Source organism: Enterococcus raffinosus (assembly GCF_019175485.1).
GTDB classification, from domain to species: Bacteria; Bacillota; Bacilli; order Lactobacillales; family Enterococcaceae; genus Enterococcus_A; species Enterococcus_A raffinosus.
On the sequence record NZ_CP072888.1, the window covers coordinates 2418389 to 2432926 of the forward strand.

Annotated in this window: 13 protein-coding genes; all 13 read right to left on the bottom strand. The window is 40.5% G+C overall.

Annotated elements, in window-relative coordinates:
- Positions 1 to 4: 4 nt before the first annotated feature.
- The 13 genes from J9537_RS11830 to J9537_RS11890 all read right to left on the bottom strand — a co-directional run bounded on the left by J9537_RS11830 (position 5) and on the right by J9537_RS11890 (position 14513).
- Positions 5 to 2215 carry a pectate lyase-like adhesive domain-containing protein gene (locus tag J9537_RS11830; protein WP_010745553.1) on the bottom strand — a complete coding sequence of 737 codons (2211 nt, stop codon included), beginning with the start codon at positions 2213 to 2215 and terminating at the stop codon, positions 5 to 7.
- Between the two features lie 441 nt (positions 2216 to 2656).
- Positions 2657 to 3481, bottom strand: coding sequence for a helix-turn-helix transcriptional regulator (locus J9537_RS11835; protein ID WP_010745552.1), 825 nt, complete (start codon positions 3479 to 3481; stop codon positions 2657 to 2659).
- A 4-nt stretch (positions 3482 to 3485) separates the two neighbouring features.
- Entirely contained in the window at positions 3486 to 5483 is a 1998-nt protein-coding gene (locus tag J9537_RS11840; RefSeq protein WP_010745551.1) for a HelD family protein, read from the bottom strand.
- A 131-nt stretch (positions 5484 to 5614) separates the two neighbouring features.
- The gene (locus J9537_RS11845; RefSeq protein ID WP_010745550.1) at positions 5615 to 5845 is read right to left on the bottom strand and encodes a hypothetical protein; all 231 of its coding nucleotides are present in this window, start codon (positions 5843 to 5845) and stop codon (positions 5615 to 5617) included.
- A 15-nt stretch (positions 5846 to 5860) separates the two neighbouring features.
- Positions 5861 to 6448, bottom strand: a complete 588-nt coding sequence (locus J9537_RS11850; protein ID WP_010745549.1) for a TetR/AcrR family transcriptional regulator — start codon at positions 6446 to 6448, stop codon at positions 5861 to 5863.
- Positions 6449 to 6599: 151 nt separating this feature from the next.
- Positions 6600 to 7295 (bottom strand): N-acetylmannosamine-6-phosphate 2-epimerase, encoded by a 696-nt coding sequence (locus J9537_RS11855; RefSeq protein ID WP_010745548.1) that lies wholly within the window; start codon positions 7293 to 7295, stop codon positions 6600 to 6602.
- A 158-nt stretch (positions 7296 to 7453) separates the two neighbouring features.
- Entirely contained in the window at positions 7454 to 8125 is a 672-nt protein-coding gene (locus J9537_RS11860) for a ribulose-phosphate 3-epimerase (protein WP_010745547.1), read from the bottom strand.
- A 39-nt stretch (positions 8126 to 8164) separates the two neighbouring features.
- Complete coding sequence (locus J9537_RS11865; RefSeq protein ID WP_010745546.1) at positions 8165 to 9040, bottom strand: class II fructose-bisphosphate aldolase; 876 nt, start codon at positions 9038 to 9040, stop codon at positions 8165 to 8167.
- A 17-nt stretch (positions 9041 to 9057) separates the two neighbouring features.
- Entirely contained in the window at positions 9058 to 9777 is a 720-nt protein-coding gene (locus J9537_RS11870; protein ID WP_231371763.1) for a GntR family transcriptional regulator, read from the bottom strand.
- A gap of 156 nt (positions 9778 to 9933) precedes the next feature.
- On the bottom strand, positions 9934 to 10968 hold the full coding sequence (locus J9537_RS11875; RefSeq protein ID WP_010745544.1) for a zinc-dependent alcohol dehydrogenase: 1035 nt from the start codon (positions 10966 to 10968) through the stop codon (positions 9934 to 9936).
- 430 nt (positions 10969 to 11398) lie between these two features.
- Positions 11399 to 12328: a serine hydrolase gene (locus tag J9537_RS11880; protein ID WP_010745543.1), complete on the bottom strand. Its 930-nt coding sequence runs from the start codon at positions 12326 to 12328 to the stop codon at positions 11399 to 11401.
- A 28-nt stretch (positions 12329 to 12356) separates the two neighbouring features.
- On the bottom strand, positions 12357 to 13289 hold the full coding sequence (locus J9537_RS11885; protein WP_010745542.1) for a zinc ribbon domain-containing protein: 933 nt from the start codon (positions 13287 to 13289) through the stop codon (positions 12357 to 12359).
- A 177-nt stretch (positions 13290 to 13466) separates the two neighbouring features.
- On the bottom strand, positions 13467 to 14513 hold the full coding sequence (locus tag J9537_RS11890) for a serine hydrolase (protein WP_231371762.1): 1047 nt from the start codon (positions 14511 to 14513) through the stop codon (positions 13467 to 13469).
- Positions 14514 to 14538: the final 25 nt, after the last annotated feature.

Sequence of the window (14538 nt, forward strand, 5' to 3'; positions counted from 1 at the left end):
TGCATTAATCCTTTCTCTCTGCCGTCATTGTTAAACGGTATTGAACCTGATGTTTTGTTTTTTCATCACCATAATAGATGCCTGAAAATCCTAGCTTTGTAGAAGAATATCCAGCTAATTCCTCAAAATTTAAAGGGGCATCCTTCAATGATTTTGTTAGTACCCCAATTGATTGATTTCCTTCTGTTAAGTTCAACAGAAGGTCCTTTTTGTTCGTTGCATCTGCCTTGGGCAATAGGTTAATGCCTGTCGGATTAGATAGTTCTTGAAAATCTGTCGCTTGGACAGTGACGGGAAAAGAACTATGGTTCTCAATCTGGTACTCCTTGGCTTCACGAATCTTTTGTTGCCCCTCAGATTTTTCTGAATAGAATGCTACTTCTACAGGAAAACTAACATTGATCATTTCTTGTTCTGTTTTAAAAGGAATTTTCAACCACTGACTCGATTGACTATCAGGGTCACAAACAATACGGACATATAGCCAGTATTCTGTTCGATCCTTCAAATCAGAAAACGTAACAGTGCTATCCAAATTAGCCGTTTGATAGTCAACAAAACCCTCGTTCTCAGTTTCAGGAGACTCTGTTTCTTTTGAATATAACTTGAAGTCTACTTCTTTTATCAGATTGTCATTTCCATGTAATTGATAGTCTGACAACTTAAAAGTCGCCTCATGTGTTGCTATCTCTTGATCGACCTTCAATAGTTCAACCGGTTGATTTAATCGATTTAAAGTTATACTTTCTGCGTTTTTCAACGTTGTCTTTTCTTCTGCTGTAAAATCAGGAGTTCTTGGTCCGACAGAGCGTGAAATCGTGTTTGTTGTGACATTCCATGTCCCATTATCACATTGCGGAGTCAGTTTTTGCGGCAAGATCGCTTCGTCAGTCACAACATCATAACGATCTGTATCTTCACCAAAAGCAGAAAAGGAGAAAATACTTGAGGAACTTGAAAAACCGATCGGGTTGTAAGTCGTTCCGGCTTTTGCCTTGAAACGGATCTGTTTCGCATTATCAATTTCAAATGTAGAATTCGTTCCAACCCCACGATCAAACACGCTTTCATCCTGACTAATATCAAAATTTCCGATAGAGTCTGGAAGAAACTTAATCGCGCTGCCAGCAGCTAATTTCATAAAGTGTGGATAAGCTACTGAAAATTCTGCTCCCTCGCCCACTGTGATAAAAGCCGGCTTATCAAAATAGTAAAAATACCCTTTATCAGCATTGGTCCCTTTCACTGAAAATTTCGAATTTTTACCTAATGTAATCACGCTATTGTTCGTTCCATCACAATAAATAAAATTATGATTAGATGTAATGTCAGCCTCTGCCTCTTCACCAACCGTTATACTGCTGGGATTTGAGGGCATCCACAGGCTACCCAGCGCGTCATTTGTATTTTGGACAATAGTCGTGTGGCTTCCTGCAACAAATTCAAAGTTGTTGCATTCCGCAAATTCTTGTCCAGTCGCCACCGAACCATCTGCCTTCTGCTGCATAAATCGATTCGTTCCATGGAAATAGATTTTGCTGTTCAGATGTCTGAGATAAAATGGTTGGGCCGTTGTGCTAGAATAATAATTTACATTTTCTATATGTAATTGCGTTGCGGAGTCACTTTGCATGATCCCGTACAACCCGCTTGCCGAAAGAGTATAATCGGGAGATCCAAAGGTCATATTTTGTAAGGTAATCGTTAAATTCGCTGTAGATGAATTGAAGGCTCGACCTCCTGTATAGGAAATTTGACGATTATTTCCATCAATGGTTACGTCTGCAGTGATCGGAACATTGGCACTTCCGATAACAAAATCCTCCTGAGAACTTGCTAATTTTATGTAGGGTTCCTTATCTTTCAATGCGGTTTGCAATTCACTTAAAGTGTTAACAATCATCCATTGTCCATCGTAAGTTTGATTCACAGCAGAGCGAGTGTGTGCAGTCTCTTCTTCCACATCAGCTCTCTCATTCTCATCAATATTATCCTCACGGTCTAAAAGATCTCCTTCTGTTGAAGTAGTTTCTTGTGTTTCTTTATCATTTAGAGAGGAATTATTCTCAGTTGAATTCTCAAGTTCTGATGAACTTTGCACCACTGTTTTTTCGGCTATAACTTCACTATCAATTGTTTCAGCCCGAACAAATTGACTATTTCCAAAATTCACGAAGAATAAAAGGAAAATAATGGGTATTCTCCATTTTCTCATTACTATCGACTCCAAAGTAGTTGTATAATTACCAATAACAGTAATATAAGCGAAATATAATAAAAGAACAATTTCAAAAAAAAAGAAAAAATAGCATAACATCAGTTATTGAACTTTGTTATTGTTTTCATTAGTTATTTGAAATAACTATCAATAAATAACAAAGACAATTAGATTTTTTGCTTTTTCTCCTTTTTTTGAAAAAAAAATGCTGAATTTTACGTGCCTTTTAAAAAAAACTTGTTTTTTCAAGAGTTTTACTCTTTAGTTTTCATTCATTTCTTTATCAATAAATTATTTTTTTAGAAATTTGATTAAATGAAAGCGGATAAATAATTAAGGTTTGTAAAAATTGTGTATAGATTGTCTTAAACAAGTACTAACTGCATAAATAAAAAACAAAAAACAGTTCAATTTAATGAACTGTTTTTATCTATTATTCTATTGCCTCTCATGAAAAAGTAGTTTTTCAGTCGGGTAATTGATTTCAATAATTTCTTCAATAGGAATAAATCCTACCTTTATCAACCGTTGGCGGTGTCCAATATCCAATTTATCAGCAGCTCTGAAGGTTGTTGTATAAAGCATCCCTAGTTGTTTGTCCTTGAGCAGTCTATTTATCAATTTTTGCTCGATGTTCAAGTCCCAACAAGAAGGAAATACTGCAAGGTTCTCCACTTCTTGTGCCGTATCATCAAACAAAAGTAAGCCTATGATTTGATCTTTTGACCAAGCAAGATAACAGTTTTCTTTCTCGATAAGCCGTTGAATCGAACGTTGGTATTCGGTTTCTTCCAAATAAGGGAGCCCCCCTCGCATCAATTGAGCAAAACTTAGAATTTTTTCTTGATCTCCTCGCTGTCCTGAACGAATCTTTATATCGTTATCCTTTGCCCAAACCAGTGCCTTCGAAACATTATAGGGTTCCTCAATAAAGAATTTCTTGTTCTGCAGTCGATATTGCTTAGGACTCAACTTAAATAGCTCCTCGAAGGCTTTTGTAAAGGCTTGTTGGCTTTGATACCCTGAATGGAAGGCCACCTCGATGATTCGCTGATCCGAATAAAGCAACAACTTTGCCGCCTCGTTAAGTCGGCGACGTTTAACATAGTTATAAAGTGATTGGCGAGTTGCTTCTTTGAACTCATGAAGCAAATAAAATTTTGAATAGTGTAGCTGCTTCGCCAGCTCTTCAAGTGTTACTTTTTCCTGCAGATGATCCTCAATATATTCTGCAATACTTGCAACCAGCTGAGAATTATTCATAGACTCACTTCCTTTGAAGAAAATAAAGGGCATGCATCGCTCGTGTCGCTGCAACAAACAACTGCTGGCGGCCTAATTGATCAGGATAATTCTCTTCATCCGCATCAACGATAATTACCGCATCAAACTCTAAACCTTTTGATTGAACCAAAGGACAAATGGAAAGCTTTCCTTGTAATTGTACAGCATCATCTGTCAATAATTCACAGTCCATTCCGTAATTTTCTAATCGCACGAGCCATTCCTTTGCTCTATCAAGCGTTTTGGTAATCACTGCGATGGTTGACAAGCCATTCTTTTTTAGTTGTTCAACTATCTCTAGTATACCTGAAATTTCTTCTGTTTGAGAATGAACCACCCGTTTTTCTGGAGTCATCCCATGACGTAAAACAGGTTCAATCTGATGATCATTGATGAACTTTTTGGCACAGGTGATAATTTCATAGGTAGAACGATAGCTTTTAGTTAGATAGATTGTTTGGGCTTTTGGATAATAGCGCTGTACCTCTGCTAAGCTCATTTCATTAATATCTGTCAAAGTCTGGGTAAAATCACCGATGAACAAAATCGGACAAGTGAACATTTTTTTGAATACCTCAAATTGAATAGGTGTATAATCCTGCATCTCATCAATGATCACATACCGAATCTTCGAAAACTCATCGAACCCTTCCATGAATAGGCGGATATAAAGGATCGGGAAAAGGTCAGAATAGCTTAGATCTTTTTTCATCGAGTACCCTTGTTCTGCTAAAAAATTGGCGTACAATTTGGTACAGTTTGTAATAGGAAGCATTTTCTTCAAACGATTGAACAGCTGCTTTTTAGTCGGTTTCTTTTTTGGTTGAAAGGGCCGACTGCGTAAATTTTCTAAAATATCTTCTGCAATAAGCTGCAAACGCTCAAAAATTGGCTTTTTGCCGTAGGCCTTGTAGCGCTGCAGAATATACTCTTCACCATAATCATAGTCGCCAATCGTTATTGTTGCTGGTGTGAACTTTTCACTTTCTTTGAGAAATTTTTTTAAATCTGCTACACAGCGCTTGGTTGAAAGATAGCGGATTCGTTCAATCAATGATTGTCGCTGATTGAGATATAAGCGCTCGATTTCTTGAAAACGCGATGGAACTTTGGCCGCTCCAGAAAGTTTTTGACCGAATTCATCGATCGTCCATTCGGTCACCGGTTCTTCTCCAAGTTCAGGCAGCACTTGAGCGATAAATTGACTAAATGTGCGATTCGGCGAAAGAATCATCACCTGCTCTGACGTAATGCGATCGCGAAAACGATACAATAAAAAAGCAATGCGATGTAGAGCGATTGAGGTTTTACCGGAACCCGCGACTCCCTGAATGATCATGTCCTTTGAACGACTGTCACGGATCACTTCATTTTGTTCTTTTTGGATCGTACTAATAATCGTAGACATTTGTCCGCCTTTTTGCTGCCGCAACTCATTTTGAAGCACCTCATCGAAAACCGTCGTGTCGGACTCCACGACATAATCAATCATTCCATCCTTGAACTTGATTTGACGCTTCCTTTGAATTTCTCCTGATGCGATTCCCGCCGGTGTTTGAAACTTCGCCTCACCCAAATCATACTCATAAAAAATACTGGCGATCGGTGCCCGCCAATCATAGATCAACAAGCCCTGCTTCTTAGTCGAAAAAGAAAAAGGACCCACATAGATTTTCTCCGCTGTTTCTTCTCCCTCATAAATAAAATCCACACGAGTAAAGTAAGGATTCTGCTTTTGCTTTTCTAGTCGTATCAATTGTTTCCCACTCACTGACTCTGCCAGCTGCTGTTGATTCAGGAGTCGGGAATTAATAAACATTTCATGCGGGTCTATCTCCCCTTTATAATCAACTAGATATTGGTGAAATTGCTTTGTCTCCTCGGTAAAATGAAGGATTTCCTGTTCAAGGCTAGTTTCCTTACGCTCAATTTCTGTGCGAATTACTTCCCATTCTTGTTGCTCTTCAGCTAATAGATTCATCAATGATCACCTCTCACAAACTTGGTCAAATAATTAGTATAAGTGAGAAGCAAATTCTTTTTTTCATCAATGTTGCGGTTTTTAAAAAAAGAACGTTAGAACATAAAGCTGTCCTAACGTTCAATCCCCGTCTAATCCTTCAATTGATAATGGAGCGCCGTCGCCCCTGCAAGTCCGACGATCCCTAAGGCAAACATAGATTTACTAGATAACAGAACACCGCCTGCCATCAATCCTGCACCTACCACTGTGTTACTTTTTACACTGGCTTGAAGACTTTTTTTCGATGGTCTGGGAATCTTGATGGACACGCCCATGTCCTCCGCCATCTTTTCGAAATATTTCGCTGAGCTATCAAACATCCTTCTTCCTCCTTCTTATTCTTCAATGAACAATTGGTCACTGATTGTTTCAAGCATGAAAGTAAAAACTTCTTCTTGGTCATAGACCGTATTGGTCAAGGTGACTGTATAGAGCAAACTGCTAAGTACACCAAAGGCCTTCTTTTCAGGAACCGCCAACCTCAAATTGGTGGAGGTCAGAACGAACTCAAAGAATGACAAAGAACTATTTGTAAATTCTTCCCGCTCCTCTTCGCTCAAACGATTTAGCAAGGCCAAAAAGTCCGGATTCGAAAAATCATATAGAAATGGAGAGGCCTGATACTCTCGATACAACGTTAGCATCGCATGATTGAAGCCAGCTTTGTCGGGCTGCTCCTTCAATATCCTCATCCAATCCTTTCTCAATCGCTCTTGAACCAAAAGAAAGGTTTCAAGAAACAACTCCTCCTTATTTTCAAACAGAAGATAAAAAGAACCCGTCGCAATTCCTGTTTCCTTTGTTAATTCTCCGATTGTCGTTTTTCGATACCCAAACTTGGTCCAGCTTCTCTCACAGGCAGCACATAATTTCTTCCTTAGAATCAGCTTCTCTTCTTCAGAAAACCCCTTGTTTTTCTTCATTATTTCACCTCTAATATACTATGAATATATATGTTGATATATTCATAGTATATTAAAACAAGTCGAGTTACAATCCTTTCAAAAAAATCAGTAAAAAAAAAGTCGAAAACTGCATTGCTGCACTTCTCGACTATTGACCGATAACTACTATTTATTTCAATCTATTTACAAACCTTTCCGTAATCTCCTTCGGCCGTGTAATCGCCCCACCAACCACGATGCCGCTGACTCCCATTTCTTGTATTTTTTTGGCTTGCTCAGGAGTATGAATTTGCCCTTCAGCGATCACAGACAGATTTGCTTCTACTAACCGTTCAATCAATTCAAAATCTGGTCCCTGCCCTTTATGATCGGCTGTTTCCGCTGTATAGCCGCTTAACGTGGTTCCGATAAAATCAGCTCCAGCACGAGCAGCATTTATTCCTTCTTCAACCGTTGCAATGTCAGCCATCAATAGCTGCTCAGGATATTTTTCCTTGATCTGTTGAATAAATTGATTGATCGTTAACCCATCATGACGCTTCCGCAAGGTACAATCCAAAGCGATAACCTCTACTCCTGTTGTAACTAACGCATCCACCTCTTGCATACTGGCAGTAATGAAGGGTTCTTCTGGCGGATATTGCTTCTTGATTAAGCCAATAATCGGCAAATCGACCACTGCCTTGATCTCTTGGATATCCCGCACAGAATTGGCACGAATCGCCACCGCGCCGCCTTCCTTTGCTGCCAATGCTAATAAGGGCATAATGCCGCCAGCTTCCGTATATAAAGGCTCTCCCGGTAACGCCTGACAGGAAACGATCAGCCCACCGTTAATTTTTTCTAGAAATTCTTGCTTGCGCATTTCTTTCACTCCATTTCGCTTACCACTTATGCTTAACGCCTTCGCAGCACTAATAAAAGGGTACCATGACAGAAAAAATCTGTATAGACAGTGGTCTTACATTCCCAAGGGCACATGAAAAAACTTGCCTTAAAAATGCTAGGCAAGTTGCTTCACGTTTATTCAAATGTAGTTAAGCTATGCTTTAATTTTTCCACCTTTTCTCTGTAAGTGCCGGGCTTTGTGTTAAACAGAGCAGAGGTTCCAACAACGTAAACCGACGCGCCAAATTTACTGATAGCAGCTGCTGTTTCCGAATGAATATTGCCGTCGACTTCAATCATCGGCCTCACTGCTTGCTTTTCAAGGTAGTGGTTTAAGCCTTCGAGCTTTTCCAACACGTGCCACTGAAAGGCTTGACCAGCAAAGCCAGGATTGACCGTCATCATGAGAATTAATTCCACGGAAGAAACGTATGGAAAGAGACGCTCAATCGGGGTTTCAGGATTAATGGCTATCCCCGCTTTCAGTCCCTTAGCATGGATTTTGTCTATGACTGCTTCTGGCTCTTCTGCGGCTTCTAGGTGAAAGGTCAAATAATCTGGTCTTAAAGGGGCAAACAGTTCCACATATTTTTCAGGGTCAACACAAGCTAAATGAATATCTGTGGTAAAATTTCCTGTCTGAATGATCGGCTCTAACACATAAGGCGCCATCGCTAAGTTATTGACATAGACGCCATCCATCACATCACAATGAAGCCAGTCAATTCCCGCTGCATGCAACTCCTGTAATTCCTGTCCCAACGCTAGCTGATTTCCGCACATGATCGACGCTGCAATCTTCTCCATCCTCTTCCCTCCATCAAATAGATATAGCGTGTATACACATCAAGGATTCATAAAAATTTCCATAGCTGCTTTTACGTTTTCCTTCATCGCCGCCGTTGCAGCTAAAGACAGTTCATCAAAGAAAACAGAGTCACTTGAAAAATCCTTCAGTTCTTCCTGCACCTTTTTACCTGCTGCTTTATTCATATAGGTATAATAGTTGATTTTGCAAATACCGTTCTTTATAGCTGTTCGATAGTTTTCCTCTGATACACCAGATCCCCCGTGCATCACAAAAGGTACATCAATTTTTTCTCTGATCTGAAGGATTCGATTCAGATCCAGCTTCGGTTCTTTCAAGTAAACGCCATGAACCGTTCCGAAGCCAATTGCCAAGCAGTCGACTCCTGTCTCTTCCACAAAGGATTTAGCCAATGCTGGATCTGTGTAAACATCATCCAAATCCTCATAATCTTCACTGGAATCAGAGCCTCGTCCTTCTCCGCCGCCGATTGCTGAGGTGAAGATATGCCCCAACTCGGCTTCGACACTTACTCCTGCCGCATGAGCAATTTTTACGATTTCTTTGGACTCGGCTAAATTAACTGCATATTCTTTGCTTGAGGCATCGTACATCACCGAAGTGAAGCCCAATCGAATCGCCTTAACACACATCTCAAAAGAAGCCCCGTGGTCTAAATGTACTGCAACTGGAACACTTGCCGCTTTGGCATATTGCAGCATGATTGGGCCGATTTCTTCTAATGAAATGAGGTTCTCGTGGACCTCCGCATGCTGCAGGATCACTGGTGATCCTAGCTCCTCAGCGGCTTGAATCACGGCACGAATCGCTTCCAGATTCGGTACATTGAACGCCCCTACCGCATACTTTTTTTCCTTCGCATCCTTTAAAAGTTCACTTAATGTGACTAACATGAATCTTCCTCCTCGTTTTATTTACTAAAACGATATTCAAGATTTGTTGAGAAAACATCCGTATAGACATATGAAAGTTCAATGGGTTTATCCTCCCAATAGGCCATGTTGTTGACAACCATGACTACCGCGGGATTTGAAATATTCAAGTATTCAATTTCTGTGTAATTGGCCATTCGTGCACTTACTCGTTGACTGATAATCTCTGGATAAATGCCGAATTGGTTCAACACCTTCCAAAGAGACTTATCAGTCAGATCAAAGGATCCAATCTCTGGACAACGTGCAAGCGGGATAAAGCTCTCCGATAACGAATACACCGTACCATCTACACTCCGCAGCCGCAAAAGATAGAAAACGTAATCATTTTCTGCTATTTTAAGCTCTTCGCTCAATTTTTGATCCGCTTGAATCACGTTCTTCTTCAAAACTTTAGAGCTGATCTTCTTTTTTCGTGAAACGATGTCCTCATAAAAACCAGAAATATGCATACTTGAAACAATCTTTACATCTCGGTCAGGGATAATAAAGCCTTTTCCTTCAATATAGGTAACGATGCCTTGTCTTTCCAGTGATTCCAGCGCACGCTTTACCGTCGTTCTGCTTACATCAAAGGTCTCAGAAAGCTTGCGTTCACTGGGGAGCGGTTTCCCTTGTCCGCTCAGTACCTTGGCTAAATTTTGAATATCATCGCTGATTTTTTTATACTTTGGAATAAACTCTTCCATTTCATTCATCCTCCCTCTCCTCGTCTTGTCTTGGATAGGGAGATCTCGTAAAGACTTCTATCAAAACAGACAGGCAATTGTATTCTCTTCTCAATCAAGTGGATTTTCACTATTGATTATAACTGATTTTTTATACAACTACCTACCAGACTAATGCTGCAAAGCTTAAAATCTGACCACCACTCGGTATTTATCACCTTCAATCGCGGATTCAAAGCCCGCCACCACTTCTTCAAAAGGCACAATTTCACTAATAAACGGGCGCATATCAATGATGCGTTCGCTGATCATTCTTGACGCTCGAACAAAATCACGGCTATTTGAATTGGCGGTACCTGCAATTGCGTAGCCGCCTTTATGCAGCCTGTCTGGGCTAAAGCTGACTGGCTCATCCGGATAGAATGACGAATACAGGATCACTTTCCCAGTATTTGAGACCAAATCTATCGCCTCTTCCACAACGCTATGAATCGGTGTTGTATCAAAAACTACATTCGCCCCTAGTCCCCGACTAATTTCCTTGATTTTCGTCGCTAATACTTCTGTTGAAGAATCAACAGTATAATGCGCACCAATCTTTTTCGCCAAATTCAGCCGTTTCGAATTCAGATCACACGCGACCACTCTAGCCCCACTCTTCACAGCCAACGAAACATGTAAAAGTCCCATGATGCCGCAGCCGATGACTACTACTAAATCCCCGTACTGGATATTCGCCGTCTCACAGCTATGAACGACACATGATAAGGGCTCTGTTAAGGCGGCCTCTTCAGGGGTTACTCCGTAATAATGAAAAAGATGCTTGGGTTCCACCAACATATATTCGGATAATCCTCCCATTCCTTTATGAGGTAGACCTTCTAGTTGCTTGCTGTGATTGAAATCCAAACAATTCTGTTCCTCTCCGCTTTTACAAAAATCACAATCCCCGCAGGCCAAATTGGTGCCAAACACTACTTTGTCGCCAACCTGCCATTTCGTCTGATCGATGTTGCTCCCTAAATCCACAATTTCCGCAGCAATCTCATGCCCGCCGATAAAAGGATACTCGACTTTTTTTATCCCCGTATATACCCGTTGTTCCCATGTACAAAGTGCGCAAGCCTCGATTTTTATCAAAATCTTGTTTTCTGATACTTCCGGCAACTCGCATTCCTCGATTTTCAAATCCTTGATCCCATAAAAGATTGCTGTCTTCATTTTCCGTCTCCCTTCTCTGCAATTGGCTAAAATATATTAAACGCTCCAAAAAGAACCCCGATAGCAACTAAGATCAACATGACCTTTATTGATTTCAACAGACCTAGCTTCAGCCTAGCAACTCCGAATTGTTCTTTGCAAAAACAACTGACACTTTTTTAAAGTCCTTCGGTTCTAAAAAAGTGCCAATGGTTCTATTTGCAAGTTAAATATATAGCCGACCTTCTCTGTTGTCAATATTTTTTTGAAACCGTTTTTATAAATTTGATTGAAAGGTGTTTTTTTAAAGCCAAATAATCACTATGCCTTTTACTGATTGGTGCGCTTATTCTTTCGCTTTAAGTTTTTTATTCATCAATGATTTTTCACAATCAAATAAAAAAATCGGTTTTGCCTTAGTCATCTAAAGCAAAACCGATTTTCTTTTTCTCTATTGATCTGTTTCTGTTGCCGCTAGTGCAAACTCCCCTATGGCGGTTCTGATCCCATCTACACTCTTGAAATTCTTTGTTAACACAACGATCGCGAAAGGATTCTTTTCTGATAACACCAAACCGATGTCATTTTCTGTATCATCCAGCTCCCCAGTTTTATTCGCTACCATACTACCGACAGGAAGCTTACTGGGAATCTTCGTACGCAGCGTCTGTCCCTTCATAATGGTGAACATTGTTGATTGAGGGTACGTCTCTCGCTGCTGATAGAGCTGTTTCAAGAAGGCGAGACAATCATTCAAGGAGGTATAGTTTTCTTTTCCCTGACTACGAGCTTCATCATCTAGCATTCTTCTTTCCAAACGTGTATCCATGTATCCCTTTGCCTGAAAAAAAGCATTCAATTCCTCCATACCGAAGTGATCCATCAATACATTGGCTGCTTCGTTATCACTTTGTTGAATCATGGGAATGAGCCAATCATTCAATGGCTTGCCTTGAATGACTTCGCTCGGCTCTGCCTGTGTGAGGGCATACTCCATAATGAACACCTTGATTACGCTGGCTGCAGTCGTTGGCGCAGAATTATTACTAGTAATGTCCTTGCTCTGATTGAAATAATGAACGCCATAGTAAACCTGATCGGCATTCTCCTTCAACGCCGTGACAGCAGTCTGCAGCTCTGACTCACTTGATTGCTGTACACTGCTATTGCTTGTGGCGACCTCTATACTTGTTTCAGCTTTTGAAATTGGAGGGGGCGTCTTCACAGAAGCCTGTTTCTTTACACTCGGTGTCCTTTCCTGCTGTTGAGCAAAAAAAGTATTCATTACTAAATAGGAAGAACCCGCAAGTATAAGAAATAGCATCCCTATCAAAACGTATTTGGCTGTTCCTGAGTTTTTCGGACTGGAATGTCTTCCCAAAAGGTTTCATCTTCTTTCTTTTACAATCTTAAGAGATCCAAACCTCATTGACCCCATCATTCTTCGAAACACCATCCGTCAAGGCTAAACGTGAAGAATAAGAAACATAGCCATAATAAATCTGCGTTCCACCGCCGTCCCAAGTCACTGTGATTTGCACATTTGGATTGATCAGCTTCGTATCTGGCATCTCTGATGGGTACTGTTCATTGGTTTCATAGCTTAGGACATCCCCACTGGCACTGGTGATCGTCGCCTTTCCAAAATACTGAGTCCCATTTACATTTTTCTGTGTCACACTGCCATTCGCACCGATCGTTAATGCCGTTTGCCGTTGGCTAGTTTGGGAATAATAAAAGTAATAGGTATTCGCCCATTTCGCATAGTCCCCGGTAAAGTCGCTTGAACTTCCTGAGGTTCTCACTGCTGGCCGGTCTTTTTCCTGAGCCTTCTGAACGGCTTCCTTGTCCTCTTCTTGCTTAAGTCCTTCTTCATTTTTCTCCGTTAACTCATCTACTTCAGCTGCAATCGCTGAAAATTCGCTCTTGCCTAGATCACTGGCAGGGATTCGACTCAGCTTGAGATTGGATTTTTTATAATCACCGTTAATCGTCAATTCCTTGGCTTCCGCAATAATTTCATCATATTTACTGGTATCAGTAGTGCTAGAGGTAGTCGTGGTTGACGGGAGTGTCGCCTCGTTGTTGGAACGACTGGCCATCGCAAAACCGACACCTACAACAACTGCTAGCAATGCCACCCCAGCAATGATGAACGCCCACTTAGGGATACCCGATTTTCCATTGTTCGACACTGCGGTTGTCGTTGGCTTCGTTTCTTGTAGATTGGCGCCTTGGCTTCTTTTTGGCAATGAATCTGTTTTGGCAAATTCGTACCCGCAATGTTCACAAAATAATGAACGATCACTATTTTCTTCCCCGCATCTTGGACAAATTTTCATTTTGAACCCGCTCCTTTTCCCATTCTTAAGCCCTTTTAAAAAATAATCACTCTTTTTTTTCTTAGGTTTATTTTAGCATACAAATAGCAAAAAACATCACAATCATTCCTTTGGTACATCTTCCGCTCTTGCTAAAAAAGAGCTTGCCGTTTTTTTCTTCGACAAACTCTTTTTTAGCTATTTTATTTTTGTTGCCGCTAGACTAAAGTCAGCGATGGCTGTTCGTGTTTTTACAATATCCGAAACTTCTCTAGTTAATACAGCGATCGCAAAGGGATTGTCCTTCGTTAAGACCAACCCAATATCATTTTCGACATTTTGTTGTTCGCCAGTGATATTGGCAACTGTTGTACTTTCTGGAAGCTTTTGCGGGATCTTCGTACGAATCACTTGTCCCTCTAATATTTCCAGCATTGTTTTTTGCGGCTCTTTCGATCGATTGTCGTAGATTTTTTTCAATAATTTCATGCAATCATTCAAGGATGTGTAATTGTCATCATCTGTGATACGAACATTGATATCCACCATTCGGCGATTAAGTTTTGTCTCTGCATATCCTTGTGCATTGAAATATTCATTGAGCTTATCCATCCCGTAATGGTCAATCAATACATTGGTGGCATTGATGTCATTCTCTTGGATCATGGGGGTAAGCCATTCGGTCAGCTTTTTGTCCTGAATCACCTGATTGCCGCCGTCCTTCTGTGCCAAGGCATAATCCATGATAAACAATTCAATGATATTAGCAGCGCTGGTTGCTTCAGAATTCTTGCTGGAAACTTCCTGCTTGTCCTTGAAATAATAAACACCATAGTACACCTTTCCGGCACTCTGAGTTAATGATGAGGCATCTAGTTTAACCGTTTCCTTCTTTTTAGTTGTTGCTGCTTTTTTCTCAGAACTATCCTGCTTTTTACTCGTGCTAGAGGTCTTTGTTTTTTTCTTTTTAGAGGATTCCGTTGTCTTTTTAGTTTTTTTCTCAGAACTCTTCTCTGTTTTTTTCTTAGCTGCCTTCTTCGTGCTGCTTGTTGCGGAAGCTTTTTTTGACGAGGATGGCGTATCCTTAGCAGTGACCGTCTCCTTTGGTTTTTCTGGCGAATCATTAAACACGCGCGTCACACCAAAATAGGTGCCGCCTGCTAATAGAAGTGCCGCTAAACCGATCACCACGTATTTTCCTTTAGATTTTTCATTTGGATCCGTATGTCTACCCAAAGTCTTCACCTTCTCTCTTTCATATCACTGTGTG

What these genes read in the sequence shown, in the direction of transcription:
- J9537_RS11870 (WP_231371763.1), bottom strand. Translation starts at nt 9,777, where the DNA reads ATGAATGAAATGGAAGAGTTTATTCCAAAGTATAAAAAAATCAGCGAT.
- J9537_RS11845 (WP_010745550.1), bottom strand. Translation starts at nt 5,845, where the DNA reads ATGTTTGATAGCTCAGCGAAATATTTCGAAAAGATGGCGGAGGACATG.
- J9537_RS11835 (WP_010745552.1), bottom strand. Translation starts at nt 3,481, where the DNA reads ATGAATAATTCTCAGCTGGTTGCAAGTATTGCAGAATATATTGAGGAT.
- J9537_RS11850 (WP_010745549.1), bottom strand. Translation starts at nt 6,448, where the DNA reads ATGAAGAAAAACAAGGGGTTTTCTGAAGAAGAGAAGCTGATTCTAAGG.
- J9537_RS11875 (WP_010745544.1), bottom strand. Translation starts at nt 10,968, where the DNA reads ATGAAGACAGCAATCTTTTATGGGATCAAGGATTTGAAAATCGAGGAA.
- J9537_RS11885 (WP_010745542.1), bottom strand. Translation starts at nt 13,289, where the DNA reads ATGAAAATTTGTCCAAGATGCGGGGAAGAAAATAGTGATCGTTCATTA.
- J9537_RS11855 (WP_010745548.1), bottom strand. Translation starts at nt 7,295, where the DNA reads ATGCGCAAGCAAGAATTTCTAGAAAAAATTAACGGTGGGCTGATCGTT.
- J9537_RS11840 (WP_010745551.1), bottom strand. Translation starts at nt 5,483, where the DNA reads ATGAATCTATTAGCTGAAGAGCAACAAGAATGGGAAGTAATTCGCACA.
- J9537_RS11830 (WP_010745553.1), bottom strand. Translation starts at nt 2,215, where the DNA reads ATGAGAAAATGGAGAATACCCATTATTTTCCTTTTATTCTTCGTGAAT.
- J9537_RS11865 (WP_010745546.1), bottom strand. Translation starts at nt 9,040, where the DNA reads ATGTTAGTCACATTAAGTGAACTTTTAAAGGATGCGAAGGAAAAAAAG.
- J9537_RS11860 (WP_010745547.1), bottom strand. Translation starts at nt 8,125, where the DNA reads ATGGAGAAGATTGCAGCGTCGATCATGTGCGGAAATCAGCTAGCGTTG.